A 24,895-nucleotide genomic window follows, 5' to 3' on the forward strand; every position below is an offset into this window, starting at 1 on the left:
ACTGATGTCACAGTCTCAAGCGCAAATTCTGGAAGCCCTGTTCACGGGCATGAGCGCGGCCTACACCCAGGGGCTCACCACGGCCAGCCCGCAATGGCAGGAAATTTCTACTGAAGTGCCAAGCTCAACTTCTGCCAATAACTACGGCTGGCTGGCTGACATTCCGGGGATCAAAGAATGGGTGGGCGAACGCCAGCTGGCTGACATTGGCAAGCATGGCTATGCCATCGAAAACAAAACCTGGGAGACCTCTATCAAGGTCAAACGCGAAGACGTGGATGATGACCAGATTGGTATGTATTCCGTGCTCGCCAAAAACTTTGGTTTTCAGGTGGCGTTATTCCCGGATGAACTCGCCTACGGCCTCCTCAAAGCAGGTTTTGAGACCACCTGCTTTGATGGCCAGTATTTCTTTGATGCTGACCACCCAATGGGCGATGGCACCTATTCCAATATCATCGGTGTGCCTTCTGCTACAGGCGAACCCTGGTTTTTGATTGATGACACGCAGGTACTGAAACCCATCATCTACCAAAACCGTCGCCCGTTTGTGTTCAAGAACATGAACCCGAACGAGGAGTTCACCTGGTTCAATAACGCCATGGCCGCAGGTACCGATGGCCGCTCTAATGTCGGTTTCGGTTTCTGGCAAACCGCTGTGGGCTCAAAGACCGCACTGACGGAATTCAACTACGAAAAAGCCATTGAAGCCTTGTCCGGTATTCGCAAGAACAACGGCACGCCTCTGGGTATTCGTCCGACCAAGCTCATCGTTGGCCCGCGTAACCGCGCTGCAGCCAAGAAGCTTATCAACGTCGCCCTGCTAAGCGATGGCGGCAGTAACCCTTATTACCAGGATGTCGAGGTCGTGGTCAGCCCATACCTTGGTTAACCCTGTTTAAGCCACATTTAACACCATTCAGCATTGGCCGTCAGGCGGCCTTTGCGACCAAGAGGATGAAACAGTGAACGATGCCACTAAATCTGCCACGTCAGCCAAAGCGTCACGTTCTGGGAGCACTGAAAAAACCACTGGCACCCAAGGAACCAGCGCTGTTGACGCTACCACTGAGACACCGCAACCGGATAGCGAGCAAAGCCCTGTGGGCCCACAGGAAGCCATGATGGCCAAGTTGGGAAAGACAGCCTTTATTGCTCTGTTTGTCCGATCCAAACCCGTCGATGGTTTCTGGCGCTGCGCCCGCTTCTGGCCACACGACGGCGCACATGTGTTTGTGGTCGAAGACCCTGCCGCCGCACATCAACAATATGACGCTGATGTGTTTATCGATGCGGCTGCACTTGAACGCCTGGAGCAGGAGCAAATGCTCTTTGTTGAACGCCAGCATACGCAAGAGAAGGAAGCCTGAGCCATGAGCGCCACCGTCTATGCCAGCCAGCAGGATTTACTCGACCGCGATGCCTCGTTTGTGTGGACGGTGGCTGCTCAACAGGGTAACCCTGATGCCCTTGATGAGGTCGCCATCAATGCAGCACTCGGTGATGCCACGGAAGAGATAAACACTTTTCTATCCCGCTATCCATTACCGCTAAGCCGCGTGCCGAGAACGCTCAACCGGGTAGCTATTTCCATCGCGTTTTACTGGCTCGCAGACCGTGACAGCAGCGTGACCGACCTGGCGCAAAAACGCTATGACGATGCCATTGCCACCCTGAAAGACATTCAGGCAGGCCGGAGGGATTTAGGCGTTCCCCAGGCAGAGAAGCCTCAAGAAACAAACACCGGCAAAGCCGAGGTGATTGATGCCTCCCGGCCATCGATGCGCAAACAACTGGGCGGGGTGCTTTGATGGCTATCGCCGTGAATATCTCGGGGCAAGCTGAACTTGCCCGCATACAGGCCCACCTGGCCAGGCTCAGTGATACCGGTAATCGTAAAAAGCTGCTGAACCTTATCGGTGCGGAAGCCGAAACCCAGACCCACCGACGCATCAGGGACGAGAAAACCGCGCCTGATGGCACTCCCTGGGAAAGCTGGTCTGATGCCTACGCCAAAACGCGCCACGGTAACCATTCCTTGCTGATGGGCGAAGGCGAGCTGGATGATTCTATTCAATACCTGGTCAAGGGCAACAAAGTCTATGTGGGGTCGCCGCTCATCTACGCCGCTGTGCATCAGGAAGGGTTTGATGGTGCGGTGCAAATCAGCGCCCATCACCGACGTATTACCCAGGCATTCGGCAAGGTGCTCCGCCATCCAGTTTGGCAGAGCGTCGCCGCCCACGTCCGGCACATGAAAGTGCCGCAGCGTGAATACCTCGGGCTGTCTCAGGATAACCAGCAAGACCTCTATGCACTGATTGGTGACTTTTATGGGGAGCTCTTGCCATGACAAGCCGCCCGCAACTCGACATCACAGGCACGACGCTTGCCATCACTGCCGCCGCCGTGCAGGCACTTCATCACTTTCAAGGTGAAGCGCCCAACCAGGTCGGCAGCATCAACCGCCACAAAGGCCGCTTTGCCTCGCCTGATGCGGTGAAAAAGGAGGTCACCCATTACGGCGTTATCCGTGTGGCGGCGCTCAATGTCAGCAACGTGCGCCGCGAAGCAGGTAGCGTGGTCGGTCTGGTGTCTCTGGTGGCCTTTGTGATGACCACTGACCATTTTGGCCACCACCGCGACGAACGCGCCGAGGTCATCAGCAGCCAGCTCGCCCTCTTCATTGCCAGCCAGGATTGGACGCCCGCCTTTGGCCGGACAGCCTATAAACCTGCAGACCGGGTGACCGCCCAGAACCTTTGCACCGAAGCGCTGGATGATATTGGCGTGGCTATCTGGTCTGTCAGCTGGCAGCAGGAATGCCGCCTTAATGTGCCCGTTGACCTGTCTTCCCTGGATGACTTTCTTACGGTGCAACTCGACACCCCGGACGAAGGCAGCCCAACCCTGAGCGCAACGATTAACGTTCAACACCCCAACGACAAGGACACCCAATGAACAGCGTGACTCTCTACCCCAAAGATAAAAAGGTGAAAGTACGTAAACCGGACGGCGCACACCTCAGCGAAGAGGGTGAGCCTGTTGTGATGAACGCCTATTGGCACCGCCGTGTGAGAGAAGGCTCAGTGACCACGAACATGCCCGAGGTGGCCACCGACAAAACCAAAGACAGCGTGAAAGCGAAAGGATCGAAATGATGTCCATCCCAAATGATATTCGTGTGCCCCTGTTTTACATGGCGTTTGATAACGCGAACGCCAATCAGGGCGCCGCTATTCAGCAACATAAGATTCTGGTGATGGGTCACCAGACAGGCGGCTTGGCAAATCCGCTCGAACAATACCGCATCACCAGTGATGACCAGGCGCGCACTTTGTTCGGTGACGATGCCATGCTCACTGCCATGCTGAAAACCCTGCGCAAGGGCAATAGCTACACCGAAACCTGGGCCATGCCTGTCGCTGAACCCTCTGCAGGCTCTGCCGCTATGTCAGGTCAGGCCATCAGTGTGCAAGGCTCGGCCAGTCAAGCGGGCACCCTGTCACTGATGATTGCAGGCCAGCGGGTACAAGTCGGCGTGCAGACCAACGACACAGCAGGCGCGATTGCCAATGCCATTGTGACCACCATTAACAGCCAATCTTCACTGCCTGTCAGGGCGCAAATTCCTGAGACCGAAAACACCCGCGTGAAGCTTACCGCCAAATGGAAAGGCATCACGGGTAACGATATCGATGTGCGCTGCAACTATTACGATACCGAGCAGCTGCCCCCAGGCATTTCCCTTACCCTGACGCCGCTGACAGGTGGCGCGGGGTATGTCGATGCCAGTGAGGTCATTGGCGCGCTCGGTGATGAGTGGTTTAACCATATTGTCTGCCCATTCAACGATCAGGCTTTCCTTGATGGCCTCCGCACTGAGCTCAATGACCGCTGGGGCCCACTGCGCATGATGGAAGCGGTTTGCTACACCGCCTTTCGTGGCAACCATGCTGAAACGGGTACCTGGGGCAACACCCGCAATGATCATTTAATCACCTGCATGAGCACCAATCACGCGCCCAACCCGCCCTGGGAGTTTGCGGCGGCCTATGCGGCGCAAGCGGCTTATCATCTGGCGATTGATCCGGCCAGACCCCTGCAGACGCTACCTTTGGTGGGCTTGCTGCCCCCTGCGAAGCGTGACCGCTGGGACTTGGTAGAGCGCAACCTGCTGCTGCATGAAGGACTGGCAACCTATCAGGTGGATGCGGGTAACCGCTGTCTGATTGAACGGGAGATCAGCACCTATCAGGTGAATGCATTTGGCAGCCCGGATCCAAGTTACCTCGACATCACCACCCCCATGACCCTGGGCTATTTCCGCTTTGTGCATAAAGCTCACTTCACCCAGAAGTTTCCCCGTCACAAGCTCGCCGGGGATGACGTGCTCGACAGTCTTGAGCCGGGTCAACCTGTGGTGACGCCTAAAATTCTGCGCGCGGAAATGCTCGATGTGTTCCTGCAGCTGCAGGAGAAAGGACTGGTTGAGAACTTCGAGCGCTACAACGCAGAGCTTGAGGTCACCCGCGACCGCTCGGATGCCAACCGCATCAACGTACTCTGTACCCCGGATTTGATTAATGGCCTGCGCATCATGGCCATGAACGTCCAGTTCTATCTGTAAGGAGAAACGCCCATGGCTATTTTGGGTTATGCAAAGATCCGCGCCAATGGCGTGGAGCTCAAGACCAAAGGCGGCGCACGCCTCAACCCCGGCGGATTCAGCCGCACCTCGCATGGAGGTGGGGGCCGCGTCTGGGGCAACAGTAAACGCTTTGTTGCGCCCTCGCTCGATTTCAAGCTGGCGGTGGACAGCGATACTGATGTGCAAGCACTCAACGAGCTGGAAAACGCCACCATCGTGTTTGATGCCGATAATGGCCTCACTTACATGATGACGGGCAGCGCACTCGAAAACCCCGCAGAGCTGGATGAAGACAACGGCGAGACAGGCGGCAAATTCATTGGCAGCAAATGCAAACGCATTTAACCGGAGACACGCATGGCGAAAATTGAATTCACCCTCTCGCATGGCCTGCCCTTTGGCCAGGGCAATGATGCCGAGCTGCAGTATGACGTGGTGCTTCGTGAGCTCACCACACGCGATGTGATTGAAGCACGCACCAAGGCCGAACAGGTGGTTTTCGTGCCTGACCCTCAGACCGGGGGCGAGCGCGGGATCACCGTGGTCTCTGAAGTCAGGATGGGCATTGAACTCCTTTGCCGCCAAATCGAATCCATCGGGGAGATTAAAGGCCCACTTCCCGAGCGCCAGCTCTACCAGCTTCATGTCGATGACTTTTCCCTGCTTAATGAGCAGGCCGAGCGACTTGATGCGGCTGTGGGGGTGGCCGAAAAACGGGGGCGACTGGAGCAGTCAGGCAGCAGGACTTGAGCACGTCGTGTTGGCCCTGGCTGGCCGCTATTTCTCCCCTGTTGATCACTTTCTCGATAAACCCGTCACCTGGTTGTTTGACCATTTATGCGCACTGAAGGCAAAACAGCATGAGCCAACTTAACAGCGAAATCATCATCAACCTCTCGGGTAATCTCACCTCAAAGGCGCGGGCCTATTCCAGTGAAATGAAGAAGTTTGCTGAAAGCAATTCACGCATGGCCAAAGGCTTTCGCCATGTTGTCCGGGGCGTGAACAAAGGGCTGGATGCAATGGAAAACCGCTATACCGCCCTGGTGGCCACCGTCGCTGGCGGTGCAGTGGCCAACAGGCTGGTGACCCTCGACCGCCGCTTGTCCCGTCTGTCTGTCGCCGCTGATCTCACCAAAGAGCAAACCCGCGCTCTTTACGAAGAGATTGAAAATATCTCCCGCTCTGAAGGTATCCGCATCGACCCCACCCAAACGCTCGAAGGGCTGGAAGTGGTGATGGAAAAGCTCGGTGATATTGAGTTTGCGCGCAGGAACATGGAAAACATCGCCCTCTTCTCTCAGGCCACAGGCGCAACAGGTGGCCATATTGGTGCCGTTCTGACCCAGCTGAAAAAGCTGTCAGTGGAGACCCAACAGGAAGTGCTGACCGCCATGGACAGCCTGAACGTTCAGGGAAAAAGTGGCGCATTCACCATGGCATCTTTTGCCGCCCAGGGTGAGCGGCTGCTTTCCACCTATGCAGCCACAGGCCGCCAGGGTGTGGAAGCCGTGCTGGAGCTGGGGGCCACCATGCAGGTCATCCGAAGCGGTGCGGGCTCTGACGAACAGGCTGTGACTGCCTATGAAGCACTGATCCGCGAAATGACCACCCCGGACAAGGTGAAGAAGCTGAAAGAGCTGGCCGGGATCCATGTCTTTGACACGGAAAAACTCAAAGACGGCGTGGAAGTGATGCGCCCCTTACCCGACCTGATGAGAGAGATCATCACAGAAGCAGGCAGCAGCACCCGCTACACCATGACCCAGGCACTCGATACCATCAAGTTTGGGGAAGAGGCAATCCGCGCTTTAAAACCCTTAATGGGGGAGTTTTCCGCCAAGGGCAGTATCAACTCATTTGACGCATTTTTGTCTGTCACTGCCGACGGCTCAACCACCCTCAAGGATGCGGCCAAGGTCGCCAAGGATTACCAGGCGAGCGTCGACAACCTCATGACCGCCCTTCATCGCCTCACACAAAGAGAGCTGGCCGAACCCTTTCAGGATCTGGCCGATGCCGTCAACAGCCTGGACGCTGCCACCCTCGACCGCTGGCTGCAGCTTGGCAAGAATATCGGCCTCACCGTGGCGGGGTTGGTTGCCGCCCGCAAGGCGCTGGGCGTTGCCAAGGACTTAAAGGCTGTATTTGGTAAAAAAGGAGGCGTGGGCGATGCAGCCAATACCCTTGCCGGAGGTGTGACGCCTGTTTATGTGGTGAACATGCCAGCCACCAATGCCTTGCCACAGAGGCAGCCAGGCACACAGGGCAAATACAGCGGTGCCACTGGCCGACATCGCTGGCTGAATATCGCCGCCCAGAGTACAGGCGTCGGGTATGGCCTGATGAATCTGGCACCCGAGTTCTCCCCCATCAATATCCGCCGTGCCTCAGAAGTCGATACCACAGGTTTACCGGATTCCTTTGTACCCGGTGCGGGCCTGCTTGATGTGTTTGATGAGATTTCAGGCTGGTTCCGTGGAAGCAGTGCGACACCCCCTGCGAATGAGACGGGCGAAATTCGCGGAAAAATCGCCATTGAAATGCACGAGAACCGCACCCGGATAAAAAGCGCGGAGGTACGTTACAACGGCATTCCTCTGACGGTGGATCACGGTCTGTCTATGGCGGACTAAGGGAACAAGATGCAAGAACCTTGGCAAGACAGGCGCGAAGCTTCCTTTCGTGGGGTGCCCTTTCTGTTATTAACGGTGCGCGGCAAAACGGGCCGACGCGCCGTGACCCACGAATACCCGAAAAGCGACCAGGGCTGGCCCGAAGATAATGGCGGCGCTCTGAATGCAGAAACCATCAAAGCCGTTCTGGTGGGGCCAAACTCACAAGCCCAGTGCCAGCAGTTGCTCGATGCGCTGAATGTCGCGGGCCCAGGTGAACTGGTGCATCCCTATTGGGGGATCCGTCAGGTACAGGTCGGCGATGTCAGCTATGACTTCGACAACAACGAGCGCGATATCTGCCGCCTGTCGTTTCAGGTCTACGCCGCCAGCGATACCTTGTTTCCTGCTGATCGCATCGATACGCAACAGGCCGTGTCCTCACAGGCGGCGCTTGCAAACGAGTCACAATGTGATGCCTTTGCCCGTGAGGTTGAGACGCTGACACCCGAGCAAAACGCCAGTCTCGCCAAACAGATGGATGGCATGCTCGACAGCCTGGACAGCACAGTGAACAACCTGCCGGGGCTGCCCGAACAGACAGGCGACTGGGTCAATCGACTGGGCCGCATGAAATCCTCTATCACACGGGGTTTGACCTACCCCGGCCAACAAGCCAGGGACATCACCCAACTGGTGTTTCGGGTGAAAGATTTGGCGACCGAATTGCCGCTTTCCCTCGCGATATACGATCAGCTTGAGCAAACCTGGCAAGGTGAACGGGAGGCCATGAACCCCACCATTGATGCCCCGAGCGCTGACACCACACACTTAGCCAGCGATCTGATGCTAACCGCTGTCGTCACTGGCAAAGCCAATGCCATTGCTGCAGGCGAGTTATCTGACAGCAAGGAAGCCGAGCTGGCCGCGCAGACGCTCGCCACCTCCCTCACCCGGCAGGCCGAGCGCGCTGTCGAAGCCGGTAACCGTGAAGGCTGGAGAACATTGCGCGCGTTGCGTCTGTCTGTTGTCGATGACATCAAAGCCCGCGCGCGGCAGCTGCCGCGCATGCGCACGGTCAATATTGATCGCCCGCGTCCCTCTGCCCTGCTCGCTTATCAGCTCACAGGCGACGCCCGCCAGCGGGATGACATCGTCAAACGTAATCGTCTCGCCCGCCCTGCCTTCATCTCGGGTAATGTGGATGTCTTGGAGCAAAACAATGGATAAGGTCTCACTCAAAATCGGGGGTCGGCTTTGGCAGGGCTGGAAAGCCATCAGTATCAGCCGATCCCTGTCAGCTGTAACGGGTGAGCATCAATTCAGTATTACCCGCAGTTGGAAAGAGGCCGAGGTGTTACCCCTCAGGGAGGGCATGGCCGTCGAGGTATTGATTGCCCAGGAAACCGTGGCCACCGGATACATTGCTGAACGCATCCCAAGCTATGACGCTCATTCACTCAGCTATCAAATCACGGCCAGGTGCAAAACCAAGGACTTGGTCGAGTCGTCCCTGGTTCACCGCTCTGGTGAATGGAAAAACATCACACTGGCCAGCATCGCGGCAGAAATCTGCAAACCTTACCGCATCCAGGTAGAAGTAGAGACCGACGTCGGACGCCCCTTTGATACGGTTCGTCTGGAGCAAGGCGAATCACCCTTTGAGCTGCTGGAACGGTTAACCCGCCAACGTGGGGTGTTACTCACCAGCAATGCAGCTGGCAACCTGGTTATCACACGGGCCAGCACCCTCCAGCTAGATACAGCCCTGATATTGGGCCAGAACATTCTCGCCGCCCGAGGCCGATTCAGCGAAGCCGAGCGCTTCAGCCGTTACATCGTTAAAGGTGTGGGAAGTGGTGCCACCTTTGATGCAGAGCCTGCCGCCAAAATCGGTGGTCAGCTGGTCTCTGTGGATGACAAAGGCGTCACCCGGTACCGCCCTAAAATTATTCTCTCTGAGGAAGTTTTCACCGCCGATGGCGCAAGCCGTCGCGGCCAATGGCAAAAACAGCGGGCGCTGGCCGAAGCCACCCACATTGAAATCACCGTCAAAGGCTGGCGGATGCCTGACGGCGCATTGTGGCCACTCAATCGACGCATCCGGGTCGATGACCCTATTCAGGGCATTGATGCGGTGATGCTGATTGCTTCATTGACCTATCTCGAAGATGACCAGGGACGCATCACCGTGCTCGGTTTGGTTCCGCCCGAGGCCATGGATATCCCGATAGAAGCGGAGAAAGATACCCAACAGGTGGGCGCATGGTAAGCCCGTTTAACCGCCTTTTAATGCCTGTTAAACGGCGACTGCAGCTGATGGTGGATCGGGCTGTATTGCGGATTATCACAGACACGACCCAACGCCAGCAGCTTCAGATCCAAACACTCGCCGATGAAACCGACAGCAACATTGAACGCTGGCAGAACTATGGCCATACCAGCGTTCCCCCTGTGGGCTCCGAGGCCATTACCCTCGCCCTGAATGGCAACCGCTCTAACCTGGTGGTGATCTGCGCTGAAGATAAAACGGTGCGTCTGAAAGACCTCAAACCCGGTGACAGCGCCCTTTATCACCTCGAAGGCCATTTCTTCAAACTGACCAAGGGAAAGACGGGCGAGCTTATCGTAGACACCCTCAATATTTCAGTGAAACAGGTAAATATCACGGCCACAGACGGGGTTGTTATAACTGCCCCTGACGTGTCGATATCCGGCAACCTCACCATCGGCGGAAACTGCGAAGCAGCAGGCCGGGTGATTGGTCAGGAAGGCGGGACGTTTAAAGGCATCGAGTCCGAGGCTCACCGCCACAAAGAAAACGGAAAAGACAACTTATCGGATGGCCCGCAATGATTGGTATTTACTGGCATCAAAATGGCGCAGATCACAGCATTGAGCAGGGAAAATTGGCCGAAGATGATGGCCTGAACTCTCTGGTCTTCATGATGCTGATGACTGACGCACGAGCCAAGGAAAGTGATGTATTGCCCGCTGGGATCACTGACAGGCGCGGCTGGCCTGGTGACAGTTTTGTTGAAACGCCCTGGGGCTCGCGTCTTTGGCTATTGAGACGGGAAAAACTCACTACCGCCACGTTACAACGCGCTGAAGACTACGCGCGTGAAGCCCTTATCCCACTGCTGAAAGGGTACGCAAAACGCTACCGTGTCACGGCATCACGCACTGGGGCCGACCGCCTGCGTCTGGACATTGCTATCACTAAGCCCGATGACACCGCCATGAGTTATGGCATCAGCCTTCGATGGGACAGCCATCAACTGAATGCGCAGGTATCTTATGCCTTATAACCCGCCCACGCTTGCCGAATCCATCAAACAGATTGAAGGTGATATTGCGCTGGAGTTAGGTCTCAATGCGCACTTACCTGCTATTTGCAGCGAGCGGGCCATTGCCTTTGCGGTCGGTGCAGCCAAGCGCGATTTGCATGACCAGCTGGTTTGGCTTTCCAAACAGATTGTGCCAACCGCAGAAAGTGATGACAGCACCATTGAAGCCAGGGCCGCCTATGAAGGCGTGCCACGAAAACTGGCTCAAAACGCCAAAGGAAGCGCCACCTTCAGTGCCAGCGATAACGCCCAACTGCCTCTTGATAGTGTGCTCACCTCCGGTGACGGTAAGCGATACCGTGTCACAGACAGCGCACTGCCTACAGGTGGCGAACTGTTGGCAGAGATACAGGCCGAGCAGGCAGGAACATCCGGGAACCTGACAGCCGATGACACCCTGACACTGGTGAACCCCTCCCCCGGTATCGGCAGCCAGGCGACTGTCATCAGCATGGATGGCGGCACTGACATCGAGCCGATTTCAGAGCTGTTGGCACGGCTTTGGTTTCGCAAGCAATACCCGCCGATGGGTGGGGCTGTTCATGACTATATGGCCTGGGCGACTGAAGTGCCCGGCGTGACCCGCGCCTGGGCCTACGATGCCTGGCAAGGTGGCAGCACCGTCGGCCTCACGTTTGTGTGTGATGGCGATGCCGACATACTGCCTTCAACCACTAAAATGGACGCTGTCAGAGAGTATATCTATCGGCATAAAGACCCAGCCACAGGGCTTGAGGTAGGCCGCCCTGCAGGGATTGAAACCATCATTTTCAAGCTGCGTTTAAAGCCCGTTCAACTGACCATAAAACTCACCCCGGATAACAGCGAGACACGTGCCGCTGTCATCGCGCAACTGACGCGATTGGAGCGTTTACTGGCCCATCCCGGCAGCAGCTTGTTGCTCTCTCAGGTTCGCACCGCGATTGGCACCGCACCGGGGCTTGTGGATTACAACACCCCACTGGACAGTGATATCACCAGCCAAAGCGATGAGCTTATCACTTTCGAGGTACCGCAATGGATAGAGTGACGCGCGCACAATCCACCGATGCCTGGTTAGATGTGTTGCAACAACTGATGCCCCAGGGCATTGCCTGGCCTCGGGATTTGGACGCCAACCAAACGCGACTGCTTCGGGCTCTGGCCACAAGCCTTGCGGATATCGATGCCCTCACCGATGCCCTGCAACAGGAAACCACCCCTGAACAATCTCGCCTTTTACTGGGTGAGTATGAGCAATATCTCGGGCTGCCCGAGTGCAGTGAACAGCCTTTGTCACTGATGGAAAGGCAAGCGATAGCGGTGGAAAAAGATCTCCGAAAGGGCAGGCTTCAAGCGTGGAACATTGAACAGCGGGCCAAAGATCTCGGTTTTCGCATCACTGTGAAAGAGCACTTCCCCCATCATTGCCTGCGCGGATGCACCTATCCGCTTTATGAAGAGAAATATCGCCATCTGCTGCGGGTCATTGTGCATGACATCCCAGAAGCTGAGGGCAATCAGCTTGAATGCACCCTCACCCAGTTCAAGCTCGGCGGTAAATACTACGAATTCATCTACAAAGGTAGCGACTGATGCATTTTCTCAATAACGGCTCTCAGGTCGAAACCGTTCCTAGTACGAAATCAAGAATCGGAGCGCCAGGCTACTTCAGTGAGAGCAATGAAGACAACACGCCCAGCTATCCCGGTCAGGACTGGTTTAACGCAGTGATAAGGGAATTTCAAACGGCATTAACGCGCTATGGCGTGCCTTTTGACCCTGATAATTTTGATCATCTGTCTCAGCTTATCCAGCTCACAGCATTACCTATAGGGACTCCTCTCCCCTGGATGACAGATAGCGCCCCCGAGGGTTGGGCCATCATGAAAGGTCAGGCGTTTGATACTGACCTATACCCACAGACAGCTGCTATTTACCCAGATGGGACGCTTCCCGACATGAGGGGCCGTGGCTTAATAGGGAAAGAAGACGGTGAGATTGTGGGTGAATTCGCTGAAGGCCAAGTGAAATCCCATGGCCATGCTGGCTCAACCATCAGCAGCACCAATTTGGGCACAAAATACACCTCAACCAACGGTAATCACAGGCACTACACACGAGGGGGCTATCAAGGCGGCTATACGAGTAGCTATCACAACGCTGATGCCGCTGGCGGTAGCCATGGCAACGTCCTATATGGCAATACAACAGGCAATCACAATCACTCTGTCGCTATAGGAACTCATAGTCACAGTGTCACTATTGCCACCTTTGGTGCATCAAAAAACACCATCGATCACCTCAAATGTAACTGGATAGTGAGGCTTGCGTAATGAACAACATTAAACAAACTGCGGTTGTTGTAGACGTTTCTCACCTATCGCCAGATGGATGGTGGTTAGGTAATGAAAAACAACACGTCGCCAAGGGAACAGCTCTCGGCGCTGACTATACTGAAACGCTCTATACACCAACGGCAGAAGGGCTGACTTCGCGCTTTGATCGAGAAACTCAAACCTGGTCGGAAGAAATAATAAATAGAACCGCCACCCCTTACTATTCCATTGAAGGACGGGAGTATCGTCTAGCCTCCCCTGATAGCGCGGTGCCAGAAGCTATGCTGGTTACCCCGCCACCAGACCATGATCCGAATACCCAGGCAGTCCTTCATGATGGTGAGAAATGGCAGGTTTTTGACATCAAAGTTGGCCAGTCTTACTGGGATAAATCAGGCCGTGAGTATGTCGTTTCTGATGACTACTTTGCACTTCCTAATGAATGCACCTGGGAGCGTCCACCAGCAGCCAGAGAGAACTATGCCGTCAGATTGGTTCAGGGAAAATGGGAGGAAGTCGAAGACCATAGGGGTAAGGAGATCTTCAACAAAGCAGAATGTTTACAGGTCGAATTAGTTGAACAGTTGGGCCCCATCAAAGACGGATGGACATTGACTGCCCCACCAACGCCTTTTCATGAGTACAAAAACGGTACCTGGCAACCAAGCACTGACAGAGCAAAAAAAGCAAAACGAAAAGAGATAAATGCCTGGCGGGTTGAAGCAGAGAATGACGTCAGAGCAACCGTCGTCGCCAATGATACCGTCTGGGATGCTGGGCCCGAAGCCCGCATGAGAATAGACTCCACTATTCTTGCAGGAGTGATGCCGCCTTATTGGACTGACGCCAATAACCAAGACCACCATGGGATGAGCATAGAAGAACTAAAGCAGGTGAAAGCAGCAATAAACCTGCAAGGGTTCGTTCTCCATGACAAACAACGAAAGATGAAACAGGAAGTGGATAACCTGGAGAGCTTTGAAGCGGTGCTAGCGTTTAAAGTCGGGCAACAGACCGTTTAAGCAGTGTTCACAGAACCCCTCACACTGCACAAAGAAACCGCTTAAAATGGGATACCACACACTTTCCAAAATAAGCGGTTCCATTTTTCAGTTTTCGCGGCGGGCTACACAAATAAGCAAAGCAGTAAGTTGTCACACACTTCGACACTCATTTGCTACACATCTTCTAGAAGCCGGAGCAGACATCAGGACGGTGCAAGAGCAGTTAGGACATTCTGATATTAGAACCACGCAGATATACACACATGTTTTAAATAGCGGTGCCAGCGGAGTCATCAGCCCGCTGTCTAGACTACTATAATTCCACGCTACCGCCCCTGCGCGTTAAACCCAGTAGTCGTATTGATTGAAATACTAATAAACTGGGCACCCCAATAGAAATTGTGGCAATACTTCTACGATCAACCTCAAGCAATCGGCAAACAAAAACCGCAGCCTAGGCCGCGGTTTTATTGGTTTTCAAGCTGATGCCGTTTGGGCTTAGCCTTCCATTTCAGCGATTTTCACCTTCCAGGTGTCAGGGCCGATTTGGTGGGCGTTGTCACCGCGCGAATCGACGGCAACCGTCACTGGCATATCAACGACGTCAAATTCGTAAATCGCTTCCATACCCAAATCTTCAAACGCGACAACACGTGCTTTCTTGATGGCTTTTGCTACCAAGTATGCAGCACCGCCAACGGCCATGAGGTAAACGGCTTTGTGTTGTTTGATGGATTCGACCGTTGCAGGGCCACGCTCTGCTTTACCGATCATGCCGATAAGACCCGTTTCGCTGAGCATCATATCAGTGAACTTATCCATGCGGGTTGACGTCGTTGGGCCAGCAGGGCCAACAGCCTCATCACCCACTGCATCAACTGGGCCAACGTAGTAAATAAAGCGTCCGTTGAAGTCCACGCCGTCTGGCAGACCTTGACCGCTGTTCAGCATTTCCTGAATACGTTTGTGTGCGGCATCACGACCGGTCAGGATCTTGCCTGAAAGCAGAACCGTTTCACCTGTCTTCCACTCTTGGATGTCTTCTTTGGTGACTTCATCCAGGTTTGCACGACGAACGTTTTCGCCCACTTCCCAGGTGACTTCTGGCCACTCTTCCAGTTTTGGTGGCTGAAGGTCGGCTGGGCCTGAACCATCAAGGGTGAAGTGAACGTGGCGAGTCGCCGCACAGTTAGGGATCAAACAAACAGGCTTAGACGCTGCGTGCGTTGGCGCGGTTTTGATTTTCACATCAACAACTGTGGTTAAGCCACCAAGGCCTTGAGCGCCGATACCCAGTTTGTTCACACGGTTGAAGATATCAAGACGAAGCTCTTCTTCTGCGTTTTCTGGACCACGGTCAATCAGCTCTTGAATGTCGATGTGTTCCATCAGAGATTCTTTTGCCAGCACGGCTGCTTTCTCTGCCGTACCGCCGATACCAATACCGAGCATGCCCGGTGGACACCAGCCTGCACCCATGGTTGGCAGGGTTTTCTCAACCCACGCTGCTACATCGTCAGATGGGTTGAGCATCACCATTTTGGTTTTGTTTTCAGAACCGCCGCCTTTCGCCGCGATTTGGATTTCCACTTTATCGCCCGGCACCATGTTGATGTGAACTACCGCTGGGGTGTTGTCTTTGGTGTTCTTACGGGCACCCGCTGGGTCTGCAACCACAGAGGCACGCAGCGGGTTGTCAGGGTTGTTGTAAGCGCGACGTACGCCTTCATCGACCATTTGTTGCACGGTGAGGTCGCTTTCCCACTGGACATCCATTCCGATGTTCACGAAGCAGGTCACAATGCCCGTGTCCTGGCAGATTGGGCGTTTGCCTTCTGCCGACATGCGGGAGTTGATCAGAATTTGGGCGATGGCGTCTTTAGCCGCTTGGCTTTGCTCTTTTTCGTACGCCTTTTCGAGGGCTTGAACAAAATCGATAGGGTGATAGTAGGAGATGTATTGTAGGGCGTCAGCGACACTGTCGATGACATCTTCCTTACGAATGACAGTCATAGTTGCCTCTTTAATTTTTATGATTCTTTGGCGCTGTTCGCTCACTTATCAATGCGGGCTAAACAGTGCTTCCAGTCGAGCTTTGTATTACGAATAGGTATTACAAAATAGTAGGCCGCTTTCTCTTATTCGGCAGATTTGCCAGAGAAGCGACCCTCTCGCGTCCTTGATTGGGCGAATGACTTTTCGCCACTTGATTTTTCACTTTCCAAACTTGGCTTTAAAAGCCACGATTATGATACTCTTACGGCCGATTTAGCGCCAACAGACGCTTCAATGCCGATCACAAAAACACGAAAATGACCGAATCGAGACGAATGCCTATCACTCTGCAGTTTCTTGAGTACTCACCATCAGCACTCACGTCGCTTTTTTCCCGTATTGAATCCCAACCTTGGGCAATGCTGCTGCATTCTGCAGCGGAGCGTCATCCGGACAACCGCTTTGATATTCTGGTGGCCGACCCCATCGCAACGCTTTGCAGTGAAAACGGCATCAACCGCATTTGGTATCGTGACGGTCGCACCGCATCTGGCGAGACCGATCCGTTTGAAGAGTTGCATGCGCTTCAGCTTTCCCTTTTGCCTCGATCAGAACCCATTTCCCCTTGGCCATTCCTTGGTGGCGCTTTGGGTTACTTCGCTTATGACCTTGGCCGTCAGGTAGAGACTTTGCCTGAGCTGGCGACCCGTGATATCGACATTCCAGATATGGCTGTCGGTATTTATGACTGGGCAGTGATTGCAGACCATAAAGAGAAAAAGCTGGTACTGATCCAACCGGAGGGTAAAAACAGACTCGCATGGCTGGAAGGCCATCAGGAAGCAAAAGCCTCAGTATTCACTATGGAAGGTCAATGGCAGGCGAACATGACGCCGGAAACCTATAAAGAAAGGTTCGACCGTGTACAGGCATATCTGAAATCTGGCGATTGTTATCAAATCAACCTTGCTCAACGTTTTGATGCGCCTTATCAAGGCAGCGAGTGGGAAGCCTACCAAAGGCTAGCGAAAACCAACGGTGCGCCCTTCTCCGGCTTCATTCGCCTCGAAGACGCAGCGATTCTTTCAGTCTCCCCAGAACGATTCCTGCAACTGCATGGCAGAGAGATTGAAACCAAGCCGATTAAAGGCACCCGTCCTCGCCATAGCGACGCTGCGGCGGATGCAGCAAACATCCATTGCCTGAAGAATGCAGAGAAAGATCGCGCCGAAAATCTGATGATTGTTGACCTTTTACGTAACGATATTGGCCGAGTCGCCTCGCCAGGTTCGGTAAATGTACCTAAACTTTTTGATATTGAGACATTTCCGGCCGTCCATCATATGGTCAGTACCGTAACGGGAACGCTTTCTGATGATAAGTACGGTGAAGATTTGCTCCGAGCCTGCTTCCCCGGTGGTTCGATAACCGGCGCACCCAAAGTGCGTGCCATGGAGATTATCGAGGAGCTGGAGCCGCATCGACGCAGCATTTACTGTGGCAGCATTGGCTACTTGAGCCGGTGCGGCACCATGGACACCAGTATTACGATTCGGACACTGGTGTGCCATCAACAGCACATTTACGCCTGGGCTGGCGGCGGTGTGGTCGCAGACAGTCAGGCAGCGTCGGAGTATCAGGAAACGCTCGACAAGCTCAGTCGAATTCTTCCTGTGTTGTCTTCTTAGGGACAACACAGCGCATTAGGTAGGACGCATGTTGAAAATATTAAGGATGGATAACGCCTCGCAACAGCAAACGACAAATTCGGCCGCACACAGCCGCCAAAGCCATATAGGCCCCCTATCCCGCCATTGGCTGGTCCAGCGTTTTAGCCTCAGCCCAAGTTATCATTACGACAAGCGTGTCATTCAACGTGCGACAGATGCAATGCGTCTTCAGGGCACTCCTGACCTTCGACCCGCAGCAGTAATGATCGCGCTTGCAGAGAGAGATGGGGAACTCCATGTTCTTTTCACCAAGCGCGCGATGCATTTGAAGCATCACCCAGGGCAAATTAGTTTTCCGGGCGGCAAAGCAGAAGAGTCTGACACTGATATCGTCGCAACGGCAATCCGTGAAATGGAAGAAGAGATTGGTGTTACCACAGACAGAGCGCATCTTCTCGGCTGTTTGGCACCCCTTCCAACAGTCAGTGGCTATCTTGTGACACCTGTTATCGCGTTTGTTGATGCCGATTACATACCTGTTCTGGATGCCAACGAAGTTCACAGCCTTTTTGAGGTGCCACTTGCTCAGTTTTTGAGACAAGATGCCATCACAAAGCAACCATTCTATGTTCGTGGTAACACCTACCATATCTACGCGATGAGCTATAAAAATCACCTCATCTGGGGTGTTACCGCTCAGATACTACATGCCCTCAGTCAGCAACTTTCTCTCAACTAATTTTTAATGCCTCAACTATTTTTACGGTCTTTAAACAAGGTTTTTAAACCATAAAAATTGTGAATGTAGTGAGATCAAATAAATTCGTCACACGAAATATTGTTGCCACAAAAATGATCTTAATCACGGTTTACAGTGAAAAAATGTAAACAATACGCATCAGTTTCTGACCTGTTCCGTATTATTTTTGGTGATTAAACAATGCAAACTCAGTCAAACACGACTTCGAGCGCAGACAAAATGAAGTGGTCTGCTCTAGATACCACCTGGATGCTATCTCTGTTTGGTACAGCAGTAGGTGCAGGTATTTTGTTCCTTCCGATTAACGCTGGCCTAAACGGTTTTTGGCCTCTGGTTGCCTTGGCGATCTTGGTTGGTCCTATGACTTATCTGGCTCACCGCGGCCTTGCACGTTTCGTTCTGTCTTCTAAGAAGCCAGGCAGCGACATCACCGAAGTCGTTGAGGAGCACTTCGGCGCGACTGCGGGTAAACTCATTACGCTGCTCTACTTTTTCGCGATTTACCCAATCGTTTTGATTTACGGCGTTGGTATCACCAACACTGTTGACTCTTTCATGGTTAACCAACTTGGCATGGAATCTCTGCCACGCGCTGTTCTGTCTATCATCCTTATCATGGGTATGATGTCAGTCATGCTGGCGGGTGAGAAACTGATGCTGAAAGTGACTCAGTTCCTGGTTTACCCTCTGGTTGCCATCCTGCTGTTCATGTCTATCTACTTGATCCCTGACTGGAACATGTCTGCACTGCAGCAAATTCCTACAGCGGGTGATTTCATGACAACCCTGTGGATCTCTATCCCAGTTCTGGTTTTCGCGTTCAACCACAGCCCGGCGATCTCTGCGTTCTCTATGGCACAGACCCGTGACTACGGTGACAATGCAGAGCGTAAATCAAACCAAATCCTGTTCCGCACCTCGGGCATGCTGCTTGGTTTCGTAATGCTGTTCGTGTTCTCTTGTGTTCTGAGCCTGACGCCTGCTGATCTGGCAGAAGCGAAAGCACAAAACCTGGCGGTTCTGTCTTACCTGGCGAACAAACACGAAAGCCCATTCATCTCTTATCTGGGTCCAATCGTTGCCTTCGTTGCTATCGTCTCTTCTTTCTTCGGTCACTACATGGGTGCACGTGAAGGTCTGAACGGTATCATCATCAAGCAACTGCGCTCGCGCGGTAAACAAGTGAACATGAAGAAAATCGATATGTTCACCGTGGCTTTCGTTATCATCACCAGCTGGATTGTTGCAACCATCAACCCAAGCATTCTCGGTATGATTGAATCTCTGGGTGGCCCTATCATCGCGACCATTCTGTTCATCATGCCGATGTACGCGATCAAGAAAGTACCGTCTATGCAGAAGTACGGCGGTAAGGCGAGCAACATCTTCGTCACTTTCATGGGTATGGTAGCCATTTCAGCGATTATGTACGGTTTCATCGCCTAATAAATCGTGTAGAATGCACAGCCCCAAAAGAGCAAGGATGCTTAAATTCCTTGCTCTTTTTTGCTTTTTTCACTGAGCCACGGAAAGGTAAATACCTAACATTTAAGGTCAACAAAACCTAGGGTATATCGGCTCAGCAATATGTCACCTCCACGGATGGATATAAACGAATTAATCCAAATGCCCGTCCACGTAAACCACGGGCATTGACTGAGGTATGACACATGATCAGCGTTTTTGATATCTATAAAATCGGCGTAGGTCCTTCCAGCTCGCACACTGTTGGCCCAATGAAAGCCGGTAAATCATTCATCGACGATCTGACCCGCATGGAGAAGCTGCAGGACATCACCAAGATCACTGTGGATGTTTATGGTTCTCTGTCTCTGACCGGTAAAGGTCACCACACTGATGTGGCTATCATCATGGGTCTGGCGGGCAACTCTCCAGAGAACGTTGATATCGACAGCATTCCTGGCTTCATCGCACGTGTTGAAGAAACCGAACGTCTGCCAGTAGGTATCCAACTTCACACCGTCGACTTCCCACGTGAAGGCGGTATGAACTTCCACACCACTAACCTGCCCCTGCACGAAAATGGCATGACCATTACTGCATGGTCTGGTGAAGAGAAAGCCTACGCCAAGACTTACTACTCTATCGGCGGTGGTTTTATTGTTGACGAAGAGAACTTCGGCAAAGAAGACGAAAATAAAGTCGCTGTTCCTTATGAATTCAACAGCGCGGAAGAACTGCTGAACCATTGTAAAGAGACTGGCCTATCAATCAGTGCGGTTGTGATGGCAAACATGCGTGCGATGCACACGGAAGATGAAATCGAAACCTACTTCGGTAACGTGTGGCGCACCATGCGTGAGTGTCTGGATCGCGGTATGAACAACGAAGGTGTGTTGCCTGGTCCACTGCGTGTTCCACGTCGTGCAGCAGCGCTCCGCCAACAGCTTCTGTCTACCGAGAAGTTCTCGAACGACCCAATGGCAGTGGTTGACTGGGTAAACATGTTCGCGTTTGCGGTTAACGAAGAGAACGCAGCAGGCGGCCGTGTTGTAACCGCACCAACTAATGGCGCGTGTGGCATCATCCCTGCCGTTCTGGCTTACTATGACAAGTTCATTCAAACCGTGAGCCCTCGTGAATACACCCGTTACTTCGCGGTTTCTGGCGCGATTGGCGGTCTATACAAACAAAATGCATCCATCTCTGGCGCGGAAGTAGGTTGTCAGGGTGAAGTCGGTGTTGCCTGTTCAATGGCGGCAGCAGGTCTGGCTGAGCTGATGGGCGGTAGCCCACAGCAGGTATGTATCGCTGCGGAAATCGGTATGGAGCACAACCTGGGTCTGACGTGTGACCCTGTTGCAGGTCAAGTACAGGTTCCTTGTATCGAGCGTAACGGTATTGCTGCCATGAAAGCGATCAACTCTACCCGTATGGCGCTGCGCCGCTCTTCTGAGCCACGCGTGTCTCTGGACAAGGTTATCGAAACCATGCTGGAAACCGGTAAAGACATGAATGCCAAGTACCGTGAAACCTCTCAAGGTGGTCTGGCAATCAAAGTCATTTGCTAATTACCTCTACTGATTAGGTTCCGTTTCCTTTGAAACAAAAAGAAAACCGCCCAAGTTGGCGGTTTTCTTTATTCACGATTTGCTATTCGAATTTCAAGCCGTTGCAAGCATGGCCTCCTCGTTCTTCAGTACATGCTTCTCTGCCGCATCAATGGCGCGGTAAAGACGCATTTTCGTCGCACTCAAGCCAAGGCCCAAGACGTTGCTGATTTCTTCGAGCGAGAGGTCATGTTCGAAACGCAGCACCAGAATTTCCTGTGCAGTTTTCGCCAATGACTGCACTGAGTCTGAAATACCCTGATCAGATGTCACAGGACATTTCTCTTCAACGCCAACTTCCTCTTGTAACTCGTCGGAGACAAAACGTTGGCAATGAGTCGCACGTTTTTTCAAATAGCTTCTGCACTGATTGTCTGCAATCGCATATAACCAGCTTCTGAATGCAGCTTCGCCGCGATAGGCGTGGATGTAGCGGAAACTCCGCACTAAGGTTTCTTGCAACACGTCATCCGCGTCATAAGGACAACCTAACCATGCCATGCATCGACGATGTAATGGTGACAAGTAGCTCGCGACCAGTTGGTCGAAGTAGTTGCGGGCTAACGGGTGCCCCGCCTGAATCCTAGCTATCTGTTCACGCTCACTGTTTTTAATACAGGTTGAATCCACTGAATGCATGTTAATACCCTCCTGGTATTCGAGTGGTGAACACAACCTAGCCAATGCAAACTGAACAATCAAACAGTGTTTTCTATTCAAAAATGCCTGTGTATATCAACAAACATGACCAGTTATTCATCACCGCTATTGAACGGCGTTTTATTATCAATCACTTATTGGCACTGATTTAGAACAGCGTTCAATTACCCTAAAAAAGTTGCGACTTTAGAATGTCTCAGAAAGTCTCACCAGTGGAACACATTATCAGCTCTAGTCTAAGGTCAGACCTCGGATTTGCATATAATTCGGGGGGATTAATGATGCGATAAAGAGGACGAAAATGAGGAATTCTAGAAAATTTGGATATAAAAAAACCCGCATAAAGCGGGCTTTGAAAAGCTTTGTTGTTAGCGATTACGCTGCAACTTTCTGTGCGTTTGCTGCTTCTGCTTTCACCGGTTTGGTAATGAAAGACAGGACAACTGCCACAGCCAGCATTGCTGCACAGATGGTGTATGCCATCACGTAGTTGCCGGTCATGTCTACTGCGGTTGCAGCAACAACAGGACCAATGAAACCACTCACACCCCATGCGGTATAAAGCACGCCGTAGTTACCGCCGTAGTTTTTCAGGCCGTAGTAGTCAGCAGTGATAGATGGGAATACTGCCAGCAGTGTGCCGTAACCTACACCTGCAACAGCCGCACCTACCATCAGAGTGAACTCAGTGTTGTAGGTTGCGAACATCATCATGTTAATGCCTTGCATGATGAACGCCAGCATCAGAGTTTTCAGGCCACCGATCTTGTCAGACAGGATACCTGCAGCAACACGACCGCCTGAGTTGAAGATAGACAGAACAACAACAAGGAACGCAACTTGAGTCAGATCAGACTGGTTGATCGCGATAGAAGTGATGTTACCGATCACCATCAGACCCGCAGAAGACGCCAGCGCGTACATCAACCACAGTGAATAGAACTGTGGAGTCTTAACCATTTCACGCCAACCCATGTTGCTGTCGCCAGCGCCTGCTTTCGCTACGTAACCAGCAGGTGCTTCTGGCGTGTAGTCCGCAGGTGGGTTGTTAATGGTGCACGCCAGTGGAACAGCGATGGCCAGAATACCTACACCGAGGATCATGAAACTTTGCTGAACGCCGTAACCTTCAATCAGCATAGAAGTCAGTGGCGCCAGGTATACCGCTGCCAGACCAAAGCCTGCTGCGATCAGGCCGTTAACCATGCCCTTCTTAGATGGGTGAAACCACTTCATTGCTGCTGGAGACAGACACGCATAACCGAAACCGATACCACAACCGGTGATCACACCAAAACTCAGCAGCAGAGTCATAGGAGATGAAGCAAAGCTAGATACGATCATGCCAATACCAACCATGATGGTACCCAGGATCAGAACTTTACGAGGACCCATACGGTCTTGCAGGTTACCCGCCACCAGCAGAGAAAGTGCAAAACAGATGGTTGCAACGGTGTAAGGCATAGATGCATCAGCGTTCGACCAACCCTGTTCTACCAGTGACTGCTTGAATACAGACCACGCGTACAGGATGCCGATACACATATTGATAAAGAAACCGGCTGCAAGTACGCCCGTAGCTTTGTTCAGTTTGTTCATGTTACGACTCAATAAATTCACTAATAAAAGGTGTCGCCGGCATTAGCCCCCTACTGCGCCACCCAACCCAATATCCCCGCGTAACTCTTTAACTAAATTGATGAATTAATAGTCAAAACTGCGAAGATATAAATTATTTTTGGCATTCTTCAAATTTGATGAGAATGACAGAAGCGCGCGGAGTCTATCAGGGAATGAGAGCGTGATCACCATCTACTTTTGTTTATCGCGAAAAAAGTTTTTCTTGCGGTGGTTTATTGATCAATGGGTGTAACAAAACGTGTAGGAGCATAGAAATGAAATCACCCCGAGTCCCTTTACAATAAAGGCTCGAAGCGATAGATATGTGTACAATGAAACTTCGACATTCAGATGCCTTGCTGACCAAATCAAGGTCACTGATATCTTCTGAGAATGGATTACTTGATACTGAATCCTTTCCTCTCGAGGAAAGCTTTCATAAACGGACGTGCTTCTTTACTGAGAGTGCCAGAAATCTGCTCGCTCCAGCTCATCTCTTTGTTTCCACCTGTTCGGGTTTGGTAATACTCCCGTACCTCGGCGTCATAAGATTCCAAAACGGTTTTATTCATCTCTGAATACTCATCGGTATGAACCACCAACTCTGATGGCAAGCGTGGTTTGACTTCTGGATCTTGCGCCGGATAGCCAAGACAAAGTCCGAACAATGGAATCACATACGCTGGCAGTTGCAGAAGATCAGCCACTTTATCAGGATTGTTTCTGAGCCCACCAATATAAACGCCACCCAATCCTAAAGACTCTGCTGCTATTAGTGCGTTTTGGGCCATCAACGCGCCGTCTATCGCACCAATCAGGGTTTGTTCGGCAAAGCCTAATTGCGCATCTGGTTTAATCTGTAAATGACGGTTGAAGTCAGCGCAAAATACGAAGAACTCTGCGGCATCAGTAACATAAGCCTGATTCCCCGCATATTCAGCAAGACGTTGCCTTTTCTCTTTGTCGATAACCCGAATAATACTGGTGCATTGGATAAAGCTCGAGGTAGATGCCGCTCTCGCGCAATCGATAATCGCATTGCGTTGTTCATCCGTAATGCGTTGCTCAGTGAACTTTCTTATCGAGCGGTGAGAAAGAATGGTATTGATAGCGGTATTCATTAAGAAGGCGTCCCTGATTTTTACCAATAGTGGCCAATAATGACATAAAGAACACAGACG

26 protein-coding genes and 1 pseudogene are annotated in these 24,895 nt (G+C 52.5%); 23 read left to right on the forward strand and 4 right to left on the reverse strand.

Features of this window, described 5'->3' with window-relative positions; translation table 11 throughout:
* Positions 1-4: 4 nt before the first annotated feature.
* From VP504_RS03780 to VP504_RS03870, 19 genes and pseudogenes are all read left to right on the forward strand, one after another.
* Complete coding sequence (locus tag VP504_RS03780) at positions 5-892, forward strand: Mu-like prophage major head subunit gpT family protein (protein WP_325893021.1); 888 nt, start codon at positions 5-7, stop codon at positions 890-892.
* Positions 893-965: 73 nt separating this feature from the next.
* Complete coding sequence (locus VP504_RS03785; RefSeq protein ID WP_325893022.1) at positions 966-1,370, forward strand: hypothetical protein; 405 nt, start codon at positions 966-968, stop codon at positions 1,368-1,370.
* A gap of 3 nt (positions 1,371-1,373) precedes the next feature.
* Complete coding sequence (locus VP504_RS03790; RefSeq protein WP_325893023.1) at positions 1,374-1,811, forward strand: gp436 family protein; 438 nt, start codon at positions 1,374-1,376, stop codon at positions 1,809-1,811.
* Entirely contained in the window at positions 1,811-2,353 is a 543-nt protein-coding gene (locus VP504_RS03795) for a phage virion morphogenesis protein (RefSeq protein ID WP_188009246.1), read from the forward strand. The genes VP504_RS03790 and VP504_RS03795 overlap by 1 nt, the downstream gene beginning before the upstream one ends.
* Positions 2,350-2,961, forward strand: a complete 612-nt coding sequence (locus tag VP504_RS03800; protein WP_325893024.1) for a hypothetical protein — start codon at positions 2,350-2,352, stop codon at positions 2,959-2,961. Before VP504_RS03795 ends, VP504_RS03800 begins: the two co-directional genes overlap by 4 nt.
* Entirely contained in the window at positions 2,958-3,161 is a 204-nt protein-coding gene (locus tag VP504_RS03805) for a DUF2635 domain-containing protein (protein WP_325893025.1), read from the forward strand. Before VP504_RS03800 ends, VP504_RS03805 begins: the two co-directional genes overlap by 4 nt.
* Complete coding sequence (locus VP504_RS03810) at positions 3,158-4,630, forward strand: phage tail sheath subtilisin-like domain-containing protein (RefSeq protein ID WP_325893026.1); 1,473 nt, start codon at positions 3,158-3,160, stop codon at positions 4,628-4,630. Before VP504_RS03805 ends, VP504_RS03810 begins: the two co-directional genes overlap by 4 nt.
* A gap of 12 nt (positions 4,631-4,642) precedes the next feature.
* Complete coding sequence (locus VP504_RS03815; protein ID WP_062715042.1) at positions 4,643-4,996, forward strand: phage tail tube protein; 354 nt, start codon at positions 4,643-4,645, stop codon at positions 4,994-4,996.
* Between the two features lie 12 nt (positions 4,997-5,008).
* Positions 5,009-5,401 carry a hypothetical protein gene (locus tag VP504_RS03820; protein ID WP_325893027.1) on the forward strand — a complete coding sequence of 131 codons (393 nt, stop codon included), beginning with the start codon at positions 5,009-5,011 and terminating at the stop codon, positions 5,399-5,401.
* A 110-nt stretch (positions 5,402-5,511) separates the two neighbouring features.
* Positions 5,512-7,287: a hypothetical protein gene (locus VP504_RS03825; protein WP_325893028.1), complete on the forward strand. Its 1,776-nt coding sequence runs from the start codon at positions 5,512-5,514 to the stop codon at positions 7,285-7,287.
* A 9-nt stretch (positions 7,288-7,296) separates the two neighbouring features.
* A complete protein-coding gene (locus VP504_RS03830) occupies positions 7,297-8,496 on the forward strand; it encodes a DNA circularization protein (protein ID WP_325893029.1) in 1,200 nt (399 codons plus the stop codon).
* Complete coding sequence (locus VP504_RS03835; RefSeq protein WP_325893030.1) at positions 8,489-9,538, forward strand: phage baseplate assembly protein; 1,050 nt, start codon at positions 8,489-8,491, stop codon at positions 9,536-9,538. The genes VP504_RS03830 and VP504_RS03835 overlap by 8 nt, the downstream gene beginning before the upstream one ends.
* Positions 9,532-10,122, forward strand: coding sequence for a phage baseplate assembly protein V (locus tag VP504_RS03840; protein WP_325893031.1), 591 nt, complete (start codon positions 9,532-9,534; stop codon positions 10,120-10,122). Before VP504_RS03835 ends, VP504_RS03840 begins: the two co-directional genes overlap by 7 nt.
* A complete protein-coding gene (locus VP504_RS03845) occupies positions 10,119-10,577 on the forward strand; it encodes a phage GP46 family protein (RefSeq protein WP_325893032.1) in 459 nt (152 codons plus the stop codon). The genes VP504_RS03840 and VP504_RS03845 overlap by 4 nt, the downstream gene beginning before the upstream one ends.
* Positions 10,567-11,646 carry a baseplate J/gp47 family protein gene (locus VP504_RS03850; protein WP_325893033.1) on the forward strand — a complete coding sequence of 360 codons (1,080 nt, stop codon included), beginning with the start codon at positions 10,567-10,569 and terminating at the stop codon, positions 11,644-11,646. Before VP504_RS03845 ends, VP504_RS03850 begins: the two co-directional genes overlap by 11 nt.
* Positions 11,634-12,191, forward strand: coding sequence for a putative phage tail protein (locus tag VP504_RS03855; protein WP_325893034.1), 558 nt, complete (start codon positions 11,634-11,636; stop codon positions 12,189-12,191). The genes VP504_RS03850 and VP504_RS03855 overlap by 13 nt, the downstream gene beginning before the upstream one ends.
* Positions 12,191-12,931: a phage tail protein gene (locus tag VP504_RS03860; RefSeq protein WP_325893035.1), complete on the forward strand. Its 741-nt coding sequence runs from the start codon at positions 12,191-12,193 to the stop codon at positions 12,929-12,931. The genes VP504_RS03855 and VP504_RS03860 overlap by 1 nt, the downstream gene beginning before the upstream one ends.
* Positions 12,931-13,956, forward strand: a complete 1,026-nt coding sequence (locus tag VP504_RS03865) for a DUF4376 domain-containing protein (protein WP_325893036.1) — start codon at positions 12,931-12,933, stop codon at positions 13,954-13,956. The genes VP504_RS03860 and VP504_RS03865 overlap by 1 nt, the downstream gene beginning before the upstream one ends.
* Before the next feature lie 112 nt (positions 13,957-14,068).
* Positions 14,069-14,257 (forward strand): annotated as a pseudogene (locus VP504_RS03870) (tyrosine-type recombinase/integrase); the annotation flags it as partial.
* A gap of 179 nt (positions 14,258-14,436) precedes the next feature.
* Here the strand turns inward: VP504_RS03870 and VP504_RS03875 are convergent.
* Positions 14,437-15,951, reverse strand: coding sequence for a fumarate hydratase (locus VP504_RS03875; RefSeq protein ID WP_325893037.1), 1,515 nt, complete (start codon positions 15,949-15,951; stop codon positions 14,437-14,439).
* A gap of 317 nt (positions 15,952-16,268) precedes the next feature.
* On the opposite strand from VP504_RS03875, the gene pabB reads away from it, so the two are divergent.
* The 4 genes from pabB (at position 16,269) to VP504_RS03895 (ending at position 21,395) form a co-directional block, all read left to right on the forward strand.
* Positions 16,269-17,621: an aminodeoxychorismate synthase component I gene (gene pabB / locus VP504_RS03880; RefSeq protein WP_325893038.1), complete on the forward strand. Its 1,353-nt coding sequence runs from the start codon at positions 16,269-16,271 to the stop codon at positions 17,619-17,621.
* 28 nt (positions 17,622-17,649) lie between these two features.
* On the forward strand, positions 17,650-18,342 hold the full coding sequence (locus VP504_RS03885; protein WP_325893039.1) for a CoA pyrophosphatase: 693 nt from the start codon (positions 17,650-17,652) through the stop codon (positions 18,340-18,342).
* A 201-nt stretch (positions 18,343-18,543) separates the two neighbouring features.
* Positions 18,544-19,809: a serine/threonine transporter gene (locus tag VP504_RS03890; protein ID WP_325893040.1), complete on the forward strand. Its 1,266-nt coding sequence runs from the start codon at positions 18,544-18,546 to the stop codon at positions 19,807-19,809.
* A gap of 224 nt (positions 19,810-20,033) precedes the next feature.
* Complete coding sequence (locus VP504_RS03895; protein WP_002541359.1) at positions 20,034-21,395, forward strand: L-serine ammonia-lyase; 1,362 nt, start codon at positions 20,034-20,036, stop codon at positions 21,393-21,395.
* A gap of 93 nt (positions 21,396-21,488) precedes the next feature.
* On the opposite strand, the gene VP504_RS03900 is transcribed toward VP504_RS03895, so the two are convergent.
* The 3 genes from VP504_RS03900 to nfsA form a co-directional block, all read right to left on the reverse strand.
* A complete protein-coding gene (locus VP504_RS03900; RefSeq protein ID WP_325893041.1) occupies positions 21,489-22,073 on the reverse strand; it encodes an RNA polymerase sigma factor in 585 nt (194 codons plus the stop codon).
* A 396-nt stretch (positions 22,074-22,469) separates the two neighbouring features.
* Positions 22,470-23,693, reverse strand: a complete 1,224-nt coding sequence (locus VP504_RS03905; RefSeq protein WP_062712716.1) for an L-lactate MFS transporter — start codon at positions 23,691-23,693, stop codon at positions 22,470-22,472.
* A 419-nt stretch (positions 23,694-24,112) separates the two neighbouring features.
* Complete coding sequence (nfsA, locus tag VP504_RS03910; protein WP_325893042.1) at positions 24,113-24,835, reverse strand: oxygen-insensitive NADPH nitroreductase; 723 nt, start codon at positions 24,833-24,835, stop codon at positions 24,113-24,115.
* Between the last annotated feature and the right edge of the window lie 60 nt (positions 24,836-24,895).

It is taken from the genome of Grimontia sp. NTOU-MAR1, assembly GCF_035758505.1.
GTDB classification, from domain to species: Bacteria; Pseudomonadota; Gammaproteobacteria; order Enterobacterales; family Vibrionaceae; genus Enterovibrio; species Enterovibrio marinus.